Origin of the sequence: Frigoribacterium sp. RIT-PI-h, from assembly GCF_001297205.1 — a bacterium.
GTDB lineage: Bacteria > Actinomycetota > Actinomycetes > Actinomycetales > Microbacteriaceae > Frigoribacterium.
In genome coordinates this window covers 1-15870 of the sequence record NZ_LHOZ01000028.1, presented here as the reverse complement: position 1 = coordinate 15870, position 15870 = coordinate 1, and the positions used below count along the sequence as shown (strand labels likewise).

General features: G+C 72.7%; 22 protein-coding genes. 6 read left to right on the top strand and 16 right to left on the bottom strand.

What is annotated here, in order from left to right:
* Nucleotides 1–7: 7 nt before the first annotated feature.
* The 5 genes from AEQ27_RS02110 to AEQ27_RS02090 are packed head-to-tail and all read right to left on the bottom strand — an operon-like array spanning nucleotide 8 to nucleotide 4351.
* A complete protein-coding gene (locus AEQ27_RS02110; protein ID WP_054145185.1) occupies nucleotides 8–418 on the bottom strand; it encodes a RidA family protein in 411 nt (136 codons plus the stop codon).
* The gene (locus AEQ27_RS02105) at nucleotides 415–1578 is read right to left on the bottom strand and encodes an aminotransferase class V-fold PLP-dependent enzyme (RefSeq protein WP_054145184.1); all 1164 of its coding nucleotides are present in this window, start codon (nucleotides 1576–1578) and stop codon (nucleotides 415–417) included. The genes AEQ27_RS02110 and AEQ27_RS02105 overlap by 4 nt, the downstream gene beginning before the upstream one ends.
* Nucleotides 1575–2390 carry an amino acid ABC transporter ATP-binding protein gene (locus AEQ27_RS02100; RefSeq protein WP_054145183.1) on the bottom strand — a complete coding sequence of 272 codons (816 nt, stop codon included), beginning with the start codon at nucleotides 2388–2390 and terminating at the stop codon, nucleotides 1575–1577. The genes AEQ27_RS02105 and AEQ27_RS02100 overlap by 4 nt, the downstream gene beginning before the upstream one ends.
* Nucleotides 2387–3379 carry an amino acid ABC transporter permease gene (locus AEQ27_RS02095; protein ID WP_082383162.1) on the bottom strand — a complete coding sequence of 331 codons (993 nt, stop codon included), beginning with the start codon at nucleotides 3377–3379 and terminating at the stop codon, nucleotides 2387–2389. The genes AEQ27_RS02100 and AEQ27_RS02095 overlap by 4 nt, the downstream gene beginning before the upstream one ends.
* On the bottom strand, nucleotides 3380–4351 hold the full coding sequence (locus tag AEQ27_RS02090) for an ABC transporter substrate-binding protein (RefSeq protein WP_054145182.1): 972 nt from the start codon (nucleotides 4349–4351) through the stop codon (nucleotides 3380–3382).
* A 113-nt stretch (nucleotides 4352–4464) separates the two neighbouring features.
* Between AEQ27_RS02090 and AEQ27_RS02085 the strand changes: the two genes are divergently transcribed.
* A complete protein-coding gene (locus AEQ27_RS02085) occupies nucleotides 4465–5205 on the top strand; it encodes a transcriptional regulator (protein WP_082383161.1) in 741 nt (246 codons plus the stop codon).
* Between the two features lie 34 nt (nucleotides 5206–5239).
* On the opposite strand, the gene AEQ27_RS02080 is transcribed toward AEQ27_RS02085, so the two are convergent.
* The 6 genes from AEQ27_RS02080 to AEQ27_RS02055 form a co-directional block, all read right to left on the bottom strand.
* Nucleotides 5240–5536, bottom strand: a complete 297-nt coding sequence (locus tag AEQ27_RS02080; RefSeq protein ID WP_082383160.1) for a transcriptional regulator — start codon at nucleotides 5534–5536, stop codon at nucleotides 5240–5242.
* Nucleotides 5533–6024, bottom strand: coding sequence for a hypothetical protein (locus AEQ27_RS16945; protein ID WP_054145180.1), 492 nt, complete (start codon nucleotides 6022–6024; stop codon nucleotides 5533–5535). The genes AEQ27_RS02080 and AEQ27_RS16945 overlap by 4 nt, the downstream gene beginning before the upstream one ends.
* A 33-nt stretch (nucleotides 6025–6057) precedes the next feature.
* Nucleotides 6058–6660, bottom strand: a complete 603-nt coding sequence (locus AEQ27_RS02070) for a class I SAM-dependent methyltransferase (protein WP_054145179.1) — start codon at nucleotides 6658–6660, stop codon at nucleotides 6058–6060.
* A gap of 140 nt (nucleotides 6661–6800) precedes the next feature.
* A complete protein-coding gene (locus AEQ27_RS02065) occupies nucleotides 6801–7271 on the bottom strand; it encodes a MarR family transcriptional regulator (RefSeq protein ID WP_054145178.1) in 471 nt (156 codons plus the stop codon).
* Nucleotides 7272–7353: 82 nt separating this feature from the next.
* On the bottom strand, nucleotides 7354–8094 hold the full coding sequence (locus tag AEQ27_RS02060; RefSeq protein WP_054145177.1) for a ZIP family metal transporter: 741 nt from the start codon (nucleotides 8092–8094) through the stop codon (nucleotides 7354–7356).
* 81 nt (nucleotides 8095–8175) lie between these two features.
* Nucleotides 8176–8856 (bottom strand): SDR family NAD(P)-dependent oxidoreductase, encoded by a 681-nt coding sequence (locus AEQ27_RS02055; protein WP_054145176.1) that lies wholly within the window; start codon nucleotides 8854–8856, stop codon nucleotides 8176–8178.
* Between the two features lie 102 nt (nucleotides 8857–8958).
* Here AEQ27_RS02055 and AEQ27_RS02050 point away from each other — a divergent pair, with 102 nt between their 5' ends.
* Nucleotides 8959–9801, top strand: a complete 843-nt coding sequence (locus AEQ27_RS02050) for a helix-turn-helix transcriptional regulator (protein ID WP_054145175.1) — start codon at nucleotides 8959–8961, stop codon at nucleotides 9799–9801.
* A gap of 37 nt (nucleotides 9802–9838) precedes the next feature.
* Here AEQ27_RS02050 and AEQ27_RS02045 read toward each other — a convergent pair whose 3' ends face one another.
* The gene (locus AEQ27_RS02045; RefSeq protein ID WP_054145174.1) at nucleotides 9839–10435 is read right to left on the bottom strand and encodes a GrpB family protein; all 597 of its coding nucleotides are present in this window, start codon (nucleotides 10433–10435) and stop codon (nucleotides 9839–9841) included.
* A gap of 22 nt (nucleotides 10436–10457) precedes the next feature.
* Entirely contained in the window at nucleotides 10458–10580 is a 123-nt protein-coding gene (locus tag AEQ27_RS02040; protein WP_054145173.1) for a ribosomal protein bL36, read from the bottom strand.
* A gap of 69 nt (nucleotides 10581–10649) precedes the next feature.
* Between AEQ27_RS02040 and AEQ27_RS02035 the strand changes: the two genes are divergently transcribed.
* The 4 genes from AEQ27_RS02035 to AEQ27_RS02020 all read left to right on the top strand — a co-directional run bounded on the left by AEQ27_RS02035 (nucleotide 10650) and on the right by AEQ27_RS02020 (nucleotide 13010).
* Nucleotides 10650–11699 (top strand): GTP-binding protein, encoded by a 1050-nt coding sequence (locus AEQ27_RS02035; protein WP_054145172.1) that lies wholly within the window; start codon nucleotides 10650–10652, stop codon nucleotides 11697–11699.
* 37 nt (nucleotides 11700–11736) lie between these two features.
* Entirely contained in the window at nucleotides 11737–12036 is a 300-nt protein-coding gene (locus AEQ27_RS02030; protein WP_054145171.1) for a DUF1905 domain-containing protein, read from the top strand.
* Nucleotides 12037–12118: 82 nt separating this feature from the next.
* Entirely contained in the window at nucleotides 12119–12586 is a 468-nt protein-coding gene (locus tag AEQ27_RS02025) for a VOC family protein (RefSeq protein WP_152970088.1), read from the top strand.
* A gap of 109 nt (nucleotides 12587–12695) precedes the next feature.
* Nucleotides 12696–13010, top strand: a complete 315-nt coding sequence (locus AEQ27_RS02020; RefSeq protein WP_054145169.1) for a hypothetical protein — start codon at nucleotides 12696–12698, stop codon at nucleotides 13008–13010.
* A gap of 16 nt (nucleotides 13011–13026) precedes the next feature.
* Here the strand turns inward: AEQ27_RS02020 and AEQ27_RS02015 are convergent, their stop codons facing one another.
* The 3 genes from AEQ27_RS02015 to AEQ27_RS02005 form a co-directional block, all read right to left on the bottom strand.
* A complete protein-coding gene (locus AEQ27_RS02015; protein WP_054145168.1) occupies nucleotides 13027–14061 on the bottom strand; it encodes a helix-turn-helix transcriptional regulator in 1035 nt (344 codons plus the stop codon).
* A 252-nt stretch (nucleotides 14062–14313) separates the two neighbouring features.
* Nucleotides 14314–15534 carry a zinc metallochaperone AztD gene (gene aztD / locus AEQ27_RS02010; RefSeq protein WP_054145167.1) on the bottom strand — a complete coding sequence of 407 codons (1221 nt, stop codon included), beginning with the start codon at nucleotides 15532–15534 and terminating at the stop codon, nucleotides 14314–14316.
* A gap of 29 nt (nucleotides 15535–15563) precedes the next feature.
* Nucleotides 15564–15870 (bottom strand): metal ABC transporter substrate-binding protein (locus AEQ27_RS02005; RefSeq protein ID WP_161805449.1); only part of this gene is annotated, 307 nt, incomplete at its 5' end.

Genomic DNA, 15870 nt, shown 5'->3' with positions numbered 1-15870 from the left:
CGCGATGCTACCCGGCGTGCCCCGGGGCGACCGCCGCGACGAACTCGATCTCGACCCGGGCGCCCTTGGGCAGGGCGGCGACCTGGTACGCGGCGCGGGCCGGCAGCACCCCGCCGTGGAACACCTCGGCGTAGGCCTCGTTCACGACGGCGAAGTCGGCGATGTCGGTCAACAGCACCGTCGTCTTGACGACCAGGTCGATGCCCGACCCCGCGGCCTCGAGCACGGCGGCGCCGTTGCGCAACGACCGGGCCGCCTCGTCGCGGACGTCCGGCCCGGCGAACTCGCCCGTGGCCGGGTCGATCGGCAGCTGGCCCGACACGAAGACCAGGTCGCCGACGCGGACGGCCTGCGAGTAGGGGCCGATCGCGGCCGGGGCCTCGTCGGTGTGCACGGCGCGGAGGGGGTTCGTGGTCATCGTCGTCCTCCCAGGACGGTCAGGGCCGCGTCGATCGCGGCCGGGGTGGTGGTGGCGTGCACGCTGAGGCGCACGCGGTCGTCGCCGTGGACGGTCGCCGTGACGCCGGCGGCCTCGAGTCGGGCTCCGACGCCGGCGGCGTCGCCCGCGGGCACGCCCACCACGACGAGGCCGGCCCGCCGTGGTCGGTCCACGGGGGAGAGCACGGGCACCCCGGTGGCCTCGAGTCGTCCGATCAGGTCACCCGCCGTGTCCGCCACGCGGGACGCCACGACGTCGACCCCCACCGACTCGAGCTGCTCGAGTGCCGTGGCCAACGCCCCCGACGCGAACGGCGACCCGTTCGTCACCGACAGGCGCTGCGCCCCGGGCAGCGGGGCGTGCGGCAGGCCGTCGTAGCGGGAGGCGCCCTCGACGCCCGTCCAGCCCCCGAGGACCGGACGGAGGCGCGCGAGGGCCCGCGAGGACAGCGCCACGAACCCGGTTCCCCAGCCCGCGCGCAGCCATTTCTGGCCGCCGACGACCAAGGCGTCGGCGAGGCTCCAGTCGGCGTCGAGGACGCCGAACCCCTGGATGCCGTCGACGACGAGCAGACGGTCGCCGACGGCCTCCCTCAACCCGGCGAGGTCGGCGACGGTGCCGGTGCGGAAGTCGACCGCGCTCACCGCGACGGCCACGGTGTCGGGCCCGACCGCGTCGGCCACGCGCTCGGGCGTGACGGGCGCGAGCGGCTGCCCCGGGACGGCAGGCAGCGGCCGGACCGTCGTGAGCCCGGCCTCCTCCGAGCGCCACCACGCGTACAGGTTCGACGGGAACTCGGCGCTGCTGACCACGACCTCGCCCCGGGGCGGGCCGAACGCGATCGGCATCAGCCCCAGCGAGGTGCTGCGGGTGAGGGCCGCCCCGCCGCGGTCGAACCCGGTGAGGCGCGAGACCGCCGCGAGGGCACGCTCGTCCTCGGCGTGCAGGCCGGACGAGGGCACGCCGGCGCTCGCCGCGGAGGCGAGGCGGCCGATCGTCTCGACGACGTCCCGCGACGGCGGCCCGTAGCTGCCGAAGTTCAGGTAGCCGACCGGCTCGGCGAACGACGCGAGGTACGCGTCGAGCGCCGAGCCGGGGGTCGTCGCCGTGCCCGAGCCCGTCGCCGTGCCCGACGTCACGCCAGCACCCGCTGCAGGAACTGCTTCGTGCGGGCCTCGCGCGGGGCGCCGAGCACCTGCTCGACAGGCCCCTGCTCGACGATGCCGCCGTCGGCCATGAAGACCACGCGGTCGGCGACCTCGCGGGCGAACTGGATCTCGTGCGTCACCACGAGCATTGTCATGCCGTCCCGGGCCAGGTCGCCCATCACCTTGAGCACCTCGCCGACCAGCTCGGGGTCGAGGGCCGAGGTCGGCTCGTCGAAGAGCAGGAACAGCGGCTTCATCGCGACGGCCCGGGCGATCGCCACGCGCTGCCGCTGCCCCCCCGAGAGCTGACCGGGGTAGGCGTCGACCTTGTCGCCGAGGCCCACCCGCTCGAGGATCTCGACGGCCTCGCGCCGCGCCTCCTTCGCCGACCGGCGCTGCACGCGGACGGGGCCCTCGAGCACGTTGCCCAGCACCGTCAGGTGCGGGAACAGGTTGAAGTGCTGGAACACCATGGCGGTGCGCGCCCGCTGCGCCGACAGGCGGCGCTCGCTCAGCTCGTGCAGCACGCCGTCGCGCAGCTCGAAGCCCATCGGCTCGCCGCCCACCCACACCTCGCCGGCGTCGGGCTCCTCCAGGCGGTTCAGCGTGCGGAGGAAGGTCGACTTGCCGGCGCCGGACGGGCCGATGATGCAGACCACCTCGCCGCTGCGCACCGTCATCGAGACGTCGCGCAGCACCTCGTGGCTGCCGTACGACTTGCCGATGCCGATGGCCTCGAGGACGGGGGCTGCCTCGTCGGCGGGCGCCGCGCCCCCCGCGGTCGTCGTGTCGGGCGGGGTCACGGGGTGCTCCTCCCGAGGGGTGCGCGGCCGCGGTCGGCGGCGACTTTGCGGCGGAGGGCGCGGGCGTTCGGCGGCCCGCCGGGGCGGCGGTCCTGCCGGTCGAAGCTGCGCTCGAGGTAGAACTGGCCGACGCTCGCGACGCTGACGATGACCATGTACCAGATGGCCGCGGCGATCAGGGTCTCCATCACCTGCAGGTTGAACGAGGCGATGTTGTTCGCCGCCTTGATCAGCTCGAGGTAGCCGATGACCGACGCCATCGCCGTGCCCTTGAGCATGTTGATGAAGTCGTTGCCGGTCGGCGGGATGATGATGCGCATCGCCTGGGGCAGCACGATGCGGGCCATGCGCTGCATCGGGGTCTGCCCGATCGACTGGGCGGCCTCGATCTGGCCGCGGTCGACGCTCTTCAGCCCCGCCCGCACGATCTCCGCCATGTAGGCGCTCTCGTTGAGGGCCAGGCCGAGGAAGGCGGCGACGAAGGTCGTCATCACGTCGTTCGTGCTGACGTCGAGGAACACCACGTCCGTGAACGGCACCCCGACGGTCAGGCGCGGGAAGATCAGCGCCAGGTTGTACCAGAGCAGGATCTGCAGCAGCACGGGCAGGCCGCGGAACAGCCAGGTGTAGCCGGCCGCGAAGGCCTGCGCCACCGGGTTCTTCGAGATGCGCATCAGGGCGATGACGACGCCGATGATCACGGCGCTCACCTGCGCGACCACGGCGAGCACGATCGTGCCGACGAGGCCCTGCAGGATGATCGGCGACACCAGGTAGTACGGGATGTCGCGGTACGAGATGTCGCCCTGCGACGCCCCGTAGACGAGGGCGACGAGCAACACCACGATGACGACGGCGCTGACCCAGCGGCCCCAGTGCTTCAGGCGGACCTGGGGCAGCGGCTCACGCCCGGGGCGCCCGGGCGGGCGGGACGAGGAGGCGCGGGTCGTGTCGCCCGGGTCGGTTCCCGTCGGTCGTGCGGTCGCCACCTACTTGCCGCCGTTGACGGTGGCCTCGGTGACGCTGCCCGAGGTGATGCCCCAGGCGTCGAGTACCTCGCCGTAGGTGCCGTCGTCGATCAGCGAGTCGAGGGCCGCGGCGATGGCGTCGCGCAGAGCTGCGTCGTCCTTGTTGACGCCGATGCCGTAGGGGGCGCCGTCGATCACGTCACCGGGGACGACCTCGAAGGCCTGGCCGTCCTGGGCGGTCTTCGAGATGTAGACCGCGCTGGGCAGGTCGTTGACGATGGCGTCGATGCGGCCGGTGCGCAGCTGCGTCTGGTTCTGGCTGTCGCTGTCGGTCACCGTGATGTCGAGCGCCTCGTCGCCGTCGGACTCGCACTGCGTGCTGGTCGCCTCGGCGAACTCCTGCTGGCTGGTGCCGGTGACGACGGCGATCGACTTGCCGCAGAGCGCGTCGGGGCCGGTGATGTCGTCGGGGTTGCCCTTCTGCACCATCAGCGTGATGCCCGAGGTCAGGTAGTCGACGAAGTCGATCGCCTGCTGGCGCTCGGCCGTGTCGTTCATCGCGGCGATCGTCACGTCGACGCGGCCGGACTGCAGGCTGGTGATGAGCGAGCCGAAGTCCTGGTTCTGGTACTCGACGTCGAGGCCGAGCTTCTTGCCGACCGCGGTGATGAGGTCGTGGTCCGAGCCGATGACGGTCGAGCCGTCCGCCGCGTAGAAGTTGTTCGGCGCGGACTGGACGTTCGAGCCGACGACGAGCGTGCCCTTGTCCTTGATGTCCGCGGGCACCTGGGCGGCGAGGGCGTCGTCGACCTGGACGGCGTCGAGCAGGGCGCTCGTGTCGGGGATGGTCGACGACGAGGACGACGAGGCGTCACCGGACGCGTCGCCGGGCTGCGGGGCGCTCGGGCCGCCGCACGCCGTGAGGCCGAGGGTCAGGACGGCGCCCGTGGCGACGGTGCCCCAGAGGGCGGAGCGGGAGCGGGTTCGGGTCATGGTCGAGCCTTTCGTGAGCGTCGTCGGTCATCGCAAGCTAGCCGAATGATCGGCCGGGTGAGAAGAAATTATCACAGTGCGACGATTTCGTTACATGCCGGTAACCTGGACCCATGTCGAGAGCCAGCAGCGCCACCGTGGTCGACGCGAGCCGCGTCCTGCGGGCCGAGTTCGAGCCGTACCTGCCGTTGATGGACTTCTTCGCCGAGTTGCTCGGGCCGCGGACCGAGGTCGTGCTGCACGACACGAGCGACCTGAGCCGGTCGATCGTCGCCCTGACGAACGGCCACGTGAGTGGTCGCAGCGTCGGCGGGCCGGCGACCGACCTCGTGCTCAAGGTGTTGCAGAACCACGAGCACGACGACCGCGACTACCTGGCGAACTACCTGGCCGAGTCCCGCACCGGCGGCACGTTCCGCTCGTCGACCTTCTTCATCCGCGACGCCGGCGGCGACGTCGTCGGCATGTTGTGCCTCAACATCGACGACGAGCCGTTGACCCGGGCCCGCGACCTGCTCGCGGCCATCACGGCGACGACCGGGCTGGTCAAGGGGGCGGCCCTGGGCCCTGGGTCCGACGCGGGCCCTGCCGCGGGGTCCGTGGCGATGCCGGTCGCCGAGCGGCTGAGCATGAACGTCGACGAGCTCGCCCTCGACGGTGTCGCCCGCATCGTCGCCGCCCAGGGCGTCGAGCCGCACCGCATGACGCCCGACGAGAAGGTCGCGGCGGTGCGCGAGATCGAACGGGCGGGGGTGTTCCTGCTCAAGGGGGCGGTGGCCCAGGTGGCCGAGGCGCTGCACGTGTCCGAGCCGACGGTGTACCGGTACGTGCGACAGGTGCGCCAGGGCGGCTGACGGACGCCGTTCCCACCGAGCGGTCGCCGCCGGATCAGAGCGGGGCGATGCTCTGCAAGAACGCGAAGTGCCCGCGCAGGGCCTGCGAGCCGGCCGAGGTGAGGGCGACCCAGGTGCGCGCCTGTCCCTTGGCTCGCTGCACGCGGCGCAGGTCGACGTAGTCGGCCTCGGTCAGGGTGCGAAGGTGCTTGCTGAGGGTGGCGTCCGAGACGTCGAGGGCCTCGCGCAGCACGCCGAACTCGACCTCGCCGCCCCGCGCCAGCATCGCGCAGATCTGCAGACGCTGGGGGGCGTGGACGACGGGGTCGAAGAGTGGTTCGGGTCGGCTCACCGGGCGCCGCCGAGGGTGAGGTCGCTGCTCAGGCGGGTGCGGGCGGCGTGGTCGGCGACCGGGCCGAGGGCGGCCATGAGGACGCCCGCGACGGCGGCCGCCGTGGCGACCTGCCAGGTGGGGGCGTCGCGGACGGCGACGACGAACACCATGGCCGCGACGACGGCGACGAACGAGACGATCGACCAGGGCGCCCCGAGGGCGATGAATCGCCAGCGCTCGGGGTTGGCGCGGGTCACGCCGACCTGGCGGGTTCGCCAGCGGGCCAGCGTGGCGAGCCCGACCACGCCGAGCAGCACCCAGGCCGAACCCTCGGTGCCGGAGCCGAGACCGCCGACCATCGCGGCCACGAGCAGGCCCCGGGCGACGTGCAGCCACCATGGTGACCGGACACGGGCGGCCATCGCGGCCTGGGCGTCGGTCGCGGCGCGGAACGCCGCGACCGGGTCGACGGGCGAGGACGGGTTGTCGTTCGATTGGCTTTCCATATCGGCAACACTAAGTGTTTCCGACATGGAAAGTCAAGCGAGCCGAGCCAGGATCGCGCCGTGAGGTCTGGGCCCGGAAGCCGATCCCGTCCGCGTGTGGGTCTCGAGCACGTCGAACCCGGAGGCGCGCAGTTCGTCCGCGAGGGGGTCCGGTGCCCAGCGCCACGCGGTCGTGATCGCGTGGCCGAACGGTTCGACGGTCGACCCGGTGAAGAAACCGACGAGCAGCCCGCCGCCCGGCCGGAGGACCCGAGCGAACTCGCGGAGGGGGCTCCGGATGCTGCTCGGATCGTGGTGGATCAGCGAGTACCAGGCGAGGACTCCTGAGAAGGCGTCGGGCTCGTAGGGCAGGGCGTCGACGTCGCCCAGGTCGAACGAGACGCCCGGGTGGGTGCGGTGGGCGTGCTCGACGAAGGCCGGGACCTGGTCGAGTCCGCGCACGGGGACGCTCCGCGCGGCGAGGTGCCCCGACCAGTGGCCCGGCCCACAACCCGCGTCGAGCACAGGGCCCCCGACCGCGGCCGCCCAGGACGCGACCAGGTGCTCGTCGGCCGGGTGCACCGACGACATCGAGCCGAGGTGGTCGACGTACTCATGGGCCCGCGCGGCGTACTGCGTCCCGACCTCCGATGTCATGACCTGCAGCCTAGGAGTCGGAGCCCCGGCCCAGGGTCGCACCACTGATGTGTCGTCGAACCATCGAATGCGGTGGTTCGACGACGCATCGGTGGTGCGACCTCGACGTCGACCTCGACCTCGACGAGGCGCGGCGCGGGTCAGGACGCCGGTTCGCGGGCGGCGGCGTCGAGCGCCGCGGCGATGCTGTCGAGCTGGGGGAGGGCCTCGGCGATCGTCTCGTCCGTGCCCGTGGTCGAGAGGACGTACTGGTACGCCTCGCGCAGCGTGGTCGTGGTGCCTTCGCCCTGGGCGGTCAGGTGCAGGAAGAGGCTGCGGCGGTCACCCGGGTGCCGGCTACGTGTGACGTGCCCCGACTTCTCGAGCCGGTCGACCACGGCCGTCGTCGCCCCCGTGCTGAGCAGCAGTTCTTGGGCGAGCGCGCCCGGGGTGAGCCCCGGGGCGTCGGCGACGGCGAGCAGGGCGGCCAGCTCGGTGTGGCCCATGCCGACGACCTTCGCGGCGTGGAGTCGGTAGCGACGGTGCGCCTCGTCCAGGGTCTGCAGGGTCGCGGCGAGACGCCGGACGGACTCCGGGTGGTTCTCCGGAGTGGCGGGAAGGTCGGGGCTCACGACAGCAGGGTACCGAGCATCGCCCCCGCCGTCGGCGAGGCAGCGCAGAACGGATGACCCAGTTCGGGGCGCGGCCACCCGCTCAGGCGACCTGGTGCACCACGTAGCTCGCGACGAAGCCGAGCACCGTCACCAGTCCCGTCAGCGTCTGCGTCTTGCGGAACGCCTCGGGGATCATCGTGTCGCAGATCATCGCGAGGATCGCCCCCGCGGCGAAGGCCATGACGAACGACTGCCCGGCCTCGGGCACCCCGCCCAGCAGGGCGTACCCGCCGAGGGCGGACAGGGCGCACACCACGGCGATGCCCGACCAGAGACCGAAGACGTACCGAGCGGACCGACCCGACGACTTGAGGTCGGCCGTGCTCGACATGCCCTCCGGGACGTTCGAGATCACGACGGCGACCAGGATCGCGATGCTGAGGGACCCGCCGCCCGTGAGGCTGACGCCTTGGACGGCCGTCTCGGGGACGCCGTCCAGCAGGGCGCCGAGCGCGATGCCCAGGCCGGTGCCCGAACCGGCCGACCCACGACGGTGGTGCTTGCGTCGGAAACCCCCGTGCTCGAGCAGCTGATCCAGGACGACGTACACGATCGCGCCGGCCAGGAAGCCGCCGAGGGTCGGCACGAGACCACCGTTGCTCGTGGCCTCGTCGACGAGGTCGAACGACAGTGCCGAGATCAGGACGCCGGCACCGAACGCCATGACGAGGGCGACGGCCTCGCGGGGCACCCGGACGAACCACGACACCGCCGCCCCGACGACGAGGGAGAGGCCCGAGAGCAGACCGGCGAGGGCGGCGAGGAGGAGCGGTGACGGCACGAGGACAGGTCTAGTCCCTTGCCGTGCAGGAGGCGCGGTGCCGGTCTCGAGGACCGGCACCGCGCCTCCTGCGGTCGCCGCTCAGTAGTCGATGCGGCCCCGGCGGTCGTGGAACTCGCCGGTCGGGCCGTCGGGCCCGAGCAGGGCGAGGGCGACGGTGGCGTCCGTGCCCTCGGTGACCGTCTGGTGGCCGCCGTGACCGTTGAAGTCGGTGGCGGTGTAGCCGGGGTCGCTGACGTTCACCCGGAAGGTCGGCAGGTTCTTGGCGTACTGCACGGTCAGCGCGATCACGGCCGCCTTCGACGACGCGTAGGGCACGGCGGCGACGGGGTACTCGTCGTGGCCCTCCGTGCTCAGCCAGCGCGGCCAGCCGACGCCCGAGGCGACGTTGACGATCACGGGTCGGTCGGAGCGGCGCAGCAGCGGCAGCGCGGCCTGGGTGACGCGGACGAGGCCGACGAGGTTGACGTCGAGCACCTCCTGCAGGGTCTCGGGGGTGAGGTCGTCGACGCCGAACGACGAGCCGAGCACCCCCGCGTTGTTGACGAGGACGTCGAGCTCGGGCAGGGAGGCGATCGCCGCGTCGACGCTCGCCTGGTCGGTGACGTCGAGCTGCACGGCGTGGGCGCCGAGGGCGCGGACGGCGTCGCCCGAGTCGAGGTCGCGCATGCCGGCGTACACGGTGTGGCCCGCCTCGATCAGGCGGCGGGCGGTCTCGAGCCCGAGGCTCTTGTTGGCCCCGGTGATGAGTGTGGTGGTCATGCGTCCATGCTGCGCCCGACCTCGCCCGGGCACCCAGGCCCCGCACGACGGGAGGACTGCCGGTACCACCCTCGGGCGGCCGGGCCGGGGGAGGATGGGCGCATGAGCGAGTTCGCCGACGTGTTGCGGTCGTGGCGTGACCGGGTGGGTCCGGCCGACGTCGGCCTGCCGGCGGGCGCGGGACGCCGCACGACGGGCCTGCGCCGCGAAGAGCTGGCGGCGCTCGCCGGGGTGAGCGTCGACTACGTCGTCCGCCTCGAGCAGGGACGGGCGACGAACCCGTCACCGCAGATGCTCCGCGCCCTGGCGGTCGCCCTGCGCCTGAGCGACGACGAACGCGACCACCTCTACCGCTCGGCCGGCGCCGCGCCCCCGTCGGCCGGGGTCGTCCCGCGCCACGTGGGGCCCGGCGTGCAGCGCATCGTCGGCCGGCTCGGCGACGTGCCCCTGGCCGTCTTCTCGGCGGCCCACGACATCCTGCTCTGGAACCCGCTCTGGGCCGCCGTGAACGGCGACCCGTTGCGCCTCGTCGGGCTCGAGCGCAACCTCGTCTGGCGGCACTTCACGTCGGGTCACGCGGGCACCGACTTCGACGCCCAGCACGAGGAGGACTTCGCGAGCGACCTCGCCGCCGACCTGCGGGCGGCCGTGGGGCGCTACCCGTCGGACCCCTCGCTCGACCACCTCGTGTCGCGCCTGCTCGAGACGTCGCCCGAGTTCGCGCGCCGCTGGGCCGAGGCCAAGGTGGCCGAGCACCGGGCCAGCCGCAAGACGGTGACGAACACGCCGGCCGGCCCGATCACGATCGACTGCGACGTGCTGACCGCGCCGGGCGACCTACGGATCGTCGTCTACACGGTCGCCCCGGGCTCCGGCGACGAGGCGCGACTCGACCTGCTGCGCGTCACCGGGCTGCAGTCGATGGCGGCGACGCCGGCCGTCTGACGCCTCGGCCCGGCCGACCGCGTCGGCCGTGGCGCGGTCAGCGCTCGCGGGTCGCCTCGCGGGCTGCGTCCCGGGCCGCGCGTGCCCGCGCCTTGATCGCGGTGACGACCTCGGTCTTGGCCTCGGCGTAGGCGTTCATGTCGTCCCAGCGGCGACGGAGCAGGTCACGTTTGACGGTCGCGTAGAGCTCGCGGTCGGCGGAGTCGGTGCGCAGGTGGTCACGCAGCAGCAGGTACCCGTCGATCGCGTCGGCGCCCTGCTCGTAGACGTGCACGTGGACGCTGCGTTCGGGCGTCCGCACGAGTCGGTGCCCGGGTTCACGCACCCGCAGCTCGTAGCCGGCGGCGAGCAGCGGGGCGAGGTAGTCCTCCTCGGCGGTGATGTCGGGCACCGCGACCACGACGTCGACGATCGGCTTCGCGGCCAGGCCGGGCACCGACGTCGAGCCGATGTGTTCGACGTCGACGTCGAGCCCCGACGGGGCGAGGGCCTCGACGATCCGCCGACGGTGCTCGGCGAACAGGACGGGCCAGCGCTCGTCGTACTCGTGTAACGAGACGTGGACCGCCTCGGCACCGCCCACGATCTCGGTGGTCGTGACGTCGGGTCGGCGGGGCGTTCGGTCGGCAGGCATCAGGAGATCCTGCCAGACGTCGTCACCCCTGGCGGGTGTTCCCCCGCGGGTCCTTCTTGTTGATGACGTAGACCCGGCCGCGGCGGCGGACCCCCTGCGAGCCGGGGATCGCCTTGAGTGCTTTGAGCGAGTTGCGGACCTTCATGGATGCCTCCTGGTGTCGGTGTGATGGCGTCGGTTGTTAGTGAGAACCATTATCACCTAGCCTGGGGGCATGACCGAACCGACCCGCGCCTCCTCGTCCCCACGCCACCGGGGCGTCGTCCTCGTGACGGGGCAGAGCCCCACGGTGGTGGACCGGGTGGCCGACCGGCTGGCCGGGTCGACCAGTCGTCGGGTGGACTCGGGGCCCGATGTGCACGACGCCGCCGACGCCGTGCACCGGCTCGCGCTCGACCTCGCCCACGACCGGCAGCCCATCGACGTCGTCGCCCCGCTCGCGGCCGGAACGCCGAGCCGCGCCACCGGGCTGCTGCTCGGCTCCCTGCTCGACTCGTCCCTGGGGCGGCCCGACGGGCGGTCGCTGCTGCAGCGCGTCGTCTCGGTCGTCAGCGCGGTCGACCTGGCCGACCTCGTGCTCGGTGGTGTCGACGACCGGTTCCTCGCCGCCGAGCACGTCGTCGACCTCGTCGAGTACGCGACCGTGATCGTCCTGGTCGACACGGCCGCCGTGCCCCCGCGCGACCTGCGGACGATCCGCCGGTTGCTCGCACGACTGGCGCCGGAGAGCCGCGTGACGAGCGTCGACGCCGTGCGACGCGAGGCCCTCGAGAGCCCGGGAGGCGCGGCTCAGCTCGGTGGCGCCGCCGGCTGGATGCAGGCCCTCTCGGAACACACCCCCGACCTCGACCACGACGGCGTGATCACGACGTACACCTACCGGGACGAACGCCCGTTCCACCCCGGCCGCCTCGCCGTCGCGGTCGAGCACACCTTCGCCCCGGGCGCCGTCGGCACGGTGCTGCGCTCCCGCGGGTTCACGCAGTTCGCGACGCGCTGCGACCGCGTCGGCTCGTGGTCGAGCGTCGGGCAGATGCTGAGCCTCGACCCGACCTCGAGCCCGTCGTGGCACCCCGACTCGCCCCACGGCCAGCAGATCGCGTTCTTCGGTCTCGACCTCGACGTCGCGACGATCCGTCGAGAGCTCGACGCGTGCCTCCTGACCGACGACGAGCTGCTGGGCGACCCGGCGGGCTGGCGCGACTTCGCCGACCCGTTCCCGGTGTGGAGCGGGCCGGGGGCCGGGCCGGGGCACCGGCACTAGGTTCGAGGAGCGGCTCGCGGCGAGAAGAAGGATGGCGATGGAGTTCACGTTCGACGCCGACCTGTGGCGGTGGGAGAGCAGGCGGGCCTTCTACACCTTCGTCAGCCTGCCGCCCGACGTCGAGGACCAGGTCCTGATGGCGGCCGGTGACCTGCTGCGCGGCTGGGGTTCCGTCCGGGTGGAGGCGCGGGTCGGCTCGTCGACGTTCGCCACGTCGGTCTTCCCTCTCGGCGACGAGAACGCCTACGCGCTGCCCGTCAAGCGGGCCGTGCGCGACGCCGAGGGCGTCGGGGTGGGCGACACCGTCGCCGTGAGGTTGCGCCTGCTCGACTTCTGAGCGGTCACGGAGGCCTTGACGGCGCACCCGGGCGGGTCCACTGTGTGGCTCACCACCCGTGGACCGTTCGAAGGAGAACCCCGTGCCCATGATCTTCGTCAACCTGCCCGTGACCGATCTCGGCCGCGCGAAGTCGTTCTACACGGCGCTCGGGTTCACCGTCAACCCGCTCTTCACCGACGAGAACGCCGCCTGTGTGGTCGTGGACGAGGGCCACAGCGCGTTCATGATCCTCACGCGCGACTTCTTCCAGCCCTTCACCGACCTGCCCATCGGTGACCCGCCCGCCGCGGCCTCGGTCGCCACGGCCGTCATGCTCGACTCGCGGGACGAGGTCGACGCGACGGTCGCAGCCGGCCTCGGCGCCGGAGGCACGGAGGCGCGCCCCGCGACCGACCACGGCTTCATGTATCAGCGCCAGCTGACCGACCCGGACGGCAACATCCTCGAGTTCGGCTGGATGGAACCGGCCGCCGCAGAGCACGGCCCCGAGGCCTACGCCCAGCAGCAGGACGCCCAGCAGCAGGGTGCCGACCCGCAGGGCGCCTGACGATCGAGTGGGCAGGAAACGTCCTTCGTGCGACCGGGAAGGACGATTTCTGCCCACTCGACCACTGCCAGGTCGTGCACTGATGCCGAGGATGGCTCATGATGGCGGCGTGGGCACACTGCGCTACGGCGCCGAGGCGATCTCGATGGACGATCGGACGCTCGGTCACGTCCAACGCGCGATGGCGGGCAAGCTGCGCAACGGTGAGGGCTTCCTGTTGACCTGGCGGCTGAGCCCCGACGAGGGCTCGGGCCGCGTGAGCCTCTGGTGCGCCCCGGGCATCCCGCTGGCGTTCCGGTACGACGAGCCCGTCGGGGCGATCGACTCGTCCGTGGTGCGATCCCTCGTCACGGCGAGCTACGAGGGCCGGGGCCACCTCGACGCTGCCGCCCTGGCCCCCGTGTCGCCAGTCGCCACGACCTGACCGGTCGACGCGGTCCTCAGCGGGCGAGCGTGTCGCGCGGGTACTCGTCGAAGCGCTCGGCGTAGGCGCCCGCGAAGCGGCCGAAGTTGCCGAACCCCCACCGTCGGGCGACGTCCGACACGCGGGTCTCGTTCGGCGACGCCGCCAGCAGGTCGTCCCGGACGCGGTCGAGCCGCACCTGGCGCAGGTACGCCGCGGGTGACGTGCCGAGGTGCTCCTTCATCGACGTCTGCAGGGTGCGGGTGTGCATGCCCGACGCCTCGGCGATGTCGGCCGGGGTGAGCGGTTCGGCAGCGTGGGCGTGGATGTACTCGACCGCGTGCCGCACCCGTGCGGCCTCCTGCGTCCGGAGCCCGACCGGCACGTCGACGGCCTGCCACGGGAAGAGGTCGAGCATGGCCCGGGCGAGGGTGAGCTGAGCCTCGAGCCGCACCAGCGGCGAGGCCTGCTCGGCCACGACGGCCGGCGCGCTCGACCCGACGGCGGCGCGCCAGGCCGCGACGGCCTCGGGCCGCGGGGTGACCGCGTAGTCGAACACGATGCGCTGCGACGGTCCGCCGTGGCGTTCGGCGGCGGTCTGTTCGAGGAACGCGCTGCCGACCTGCACCATGCCGTTCTTCCGCGGCGTCGAATCGAACGAGAAGGCTTCCTCGGCCGGCATCAGGAACGGCGTCGACCCCTCGCTCGTGAAGGTGTGACCCCGCTGGTGCAGGGTGGTCCGGCCGCTGCGGTTCCACGCGACGATGTACTGCCCCGGGAAGGGGATCTCGCCCTGCATGGGGGCGGAGAACGACGAGGTCTGCAGCAGGAGTCGGTGGTCGCCCGCGAGCACGTACGCGTACTCGAACGGGCCGTCGCCCGCCTGGGCCCGGAAGCGTCGGCCCCGGTAGTGCGTCTCGAGACGGCGGGTCGCCTCGCGCAGGTCGGTGCCGCCGTCCTGGACGCGTCGGTAGGTCGACTCGGTGCCGCCCGTCAGGTCGACGGGGTGCGGGGTGACGCCGCCGGCGGGGTCCGACTCGGCATCGGGCTCGCTGGCGTAGAAAGTCGGCATGGTGGTCCTCTCGATCCGTCGTCCTGTCTCACCGCCGCGGTGAAGGACGGCACACGATGAGGACGATGCCCGAGGGCGAAACGTCACGAAATCGTCGGACTCGGGAGATCTTCGGTGCGCCCCGGCACGGCGACGGGCCGGAGGGCGCCCCCAGAAGACGGGGCGGCGGGGGCGCGAGCCGCGCGCAGCCCTCGACGACGAAGGAGGCGCGGTGCAGTCGCACCGCGCCTCCTCGTCCCCGGGGTGGTCGCGTCAGTCGGCCGTGGCCACCGCGATCTCGTTCGGCGTCACGTCGAGTTCGCGCGACGACAGCACGTCGCCCGTGGTCAGGTCGACCGCGTGCACGCTGTTCGTGGCCGGCTCGGTGACGTAGCCGACGTCACCCGCGACGACGATCGCGGGGTGGGCGTCCTGCCACTCGGCCGGGCCCTCCCAGGGGGCGACGACGGGCCACGAGGCCGTGAGCTCGCCCGTGGCGGGGTCGAGCACGTGCACGGCGCCGTCGGTGCCGATCAGGTACGCGAGGTCGCCCGGGCCGCGGGCCACGCCGCGGAAGGTGTACTCGACGTCCTCGGGCAGGTCGACCACGTCGAGGGTGTCGGCGGCGGTGTCGATCAGGGTGACGGCGTGCAGCAGGTAGCCCTCGGCGTCGGGGTCGTCCTTGTGGTCGCCGACGACGATCGGGCTGGTCTCGCTGACCCACGCGTTGCCCATGCGGCCGTAGGGCTGCGAGGGGGAGTCGAGCTTGGTGATCGTGCCGTCGTGGTAGACCAGCGCGCCGTCCTCGCAGCCGAACACGACGGCCTCGTCGGCCGCGGTGCCCTCGCCGTGGACGCCCGGGCACTCGTCGCTCTGCGCGACGACCGTGCCGTCCGCGTCGCGGACCTCGATGCCCGTGCGGCCGTCGGAGTCGCCGACCGTCGTCAGGAAGGTGCCGTCCTCGAGCACGACCGAGACGCCGTGGTGCGCCTCGACGCCCTCGATCGTCTCGACCGCGGGCAGTTCGCCCTCGGAGACGGCGTCGGTCAGGTCGGCGGACTCGAACACGCTCGTGTCGCTCGTGCCGTCGGCGTAGAGGATCGTCTTGCCGCCGTGTCGGACGACGTGGCCCGCGGTGTCGGCGTCGAAGACGAGGTCGGTCAGGGCGGGCTCGGCCGAGCTGCCCGCCGCGGTGTCGAGCACCTGGAAGCCCTCGCTCGTCGTCACCATGACGTGACGGCCGTCGCCGGCGGGGTTCAGACGGGTGAACTCCTCGGAGTCGAACTCGCCGACGGTCTCGAGGGTCTCGCCGTCGAGCACGGTGACGCGGCCCTCGGACGAGACCGCGAGGCGGGGGCCGGACGAGGAGGCGCCGGTCGCGTCGGTGCCGTCGGTCGCGGTGCCGGGTCCGCCGGTCGAGCAGGCGACGAGGGTCGCGGCGACGCCGAGGGCGAGCAGCGTGCCGCCCGTTCGTCGCAGGTGGGTGGTGCGCATGGGTGTTCCTCTTTCTGGTGGGCGGGCGCTCACGGGGAGAGCCCGGTGGCGATGCGCTCGGTGTCGACGCGCATCATGGTCAGGTAGTCGGGGGCGTCGCCGTCGGCCGCGGTCAGCGACTCGGTGAACAGCTCGCCGACGTCGACGTGGACGTCCGCCTCGCTCGCCAGGGCCGGCACGAGCCGGTCGGGCGACGACGACTCGGCGAACACGGTCGGGACGCCCGTCGTCTCGACGGCGTCGACCAGGGCGGCGAGGTCGGAGGCCGACGGTGCCGCGAGCGTCGTCCCGCCGGGGATCACGGCCCCGACGACGTCGAAGTCGAAGCGGTCGGCG

Bases quoted from the DNA above. Each gene is read 5' to 3' on its own strand.
- AEQ27_RS16945 (WP_054145180.1), bottom strand. From the start codon at position 6,024: ATGGAAAGCCAATCGAACGACAACCCGTCCTCGCCCGTCGACCCGGTC.
- AEQ27_RS02070 (WP_054145179.1), bottom strand. From the start codon at position 6,660: ATGACATCGGAGGTCGGGACGCAGTACGCCGCGCGGGCCCATGAGTAC.
- AEQ27_RS02050 (WP_054145175.1), top strand. From the start codon at position 8,959: ATGAGCGAGTTCGCCGACGTGTTGCGGTCGTGGCGTGACCGGGTGGGT.
- AEQ27_RS02015 (WP_054145168.1), bottom strand. From the start codon at position 14,061: ATGCCGACTTTCTACGCCAGCGAGCCCGATGCCGAGTCGGACCCCGCC.
- aztD (WP_054145167.1), bottom strand. From the start codon at position 15,534: ATGCGCACCACCCACCTGCGACGAACGGGCGGCACGCTGCTCGCCCTC.
- AEQ27_RS02040 (WP_054145173.1), bottom strand. From the start codon at position 10,580: ATGAAGGTCCGCAACTCGCTCAAAGCACTCAAGGCGATCCCCGGCTCG.
- AEQ27_RS02055 (WP_054145176.1), bottom strand. From the start codon at position 8,856: ATGACCACCACACTCATCACCGGGGCCAACAAGAGCCTCGGGCTCGAG.
- AEQ27_RS02035 (WP_054145172.1), top strand. From the start codon at position 10,650: ATGACCGAACCGACCCGCGCCTCCTCGTCCCCACGCCACCGGGGCGTC.
- AEQ27_RS02085 (WP_082383161.1), top strand. From the start codon at position 4,465: ATGTCGAGAGCCAGCAGCGCCACCGTGGTCGACGCGAGCCGCGTCCTG.
- AEQ27_RS02110 (WP_054145185.1), bottom strand. From the start codon at position 418: ATGACCACGAACCCCCTCCGCGCCGTGCACACCGACGAGGCCCCGGCC.
- AEQ27_RS02090 (WP_054145182.1), bottom strand. From the start codon at position 4,351: ATGACCCGAACCCGCTCCCGCTCCGCCCTCTGGGGCACCGTCGCCACG.
- AEQ27_RS02030 (WP_054145171.1), top strand. From the start codon at position 11,737: ATGGAGTTCACGTTCGACGCCGACCTGTGGCGGTGGGAGAGCAGGCGG.
- AEQ27_RS02045 (WP_054145174.1), bottom strand. From the start codon at position 10,435: ATGCCTGCCGACCGAACGCCCCGCCGACCCGACGTCACGACCACCGAG.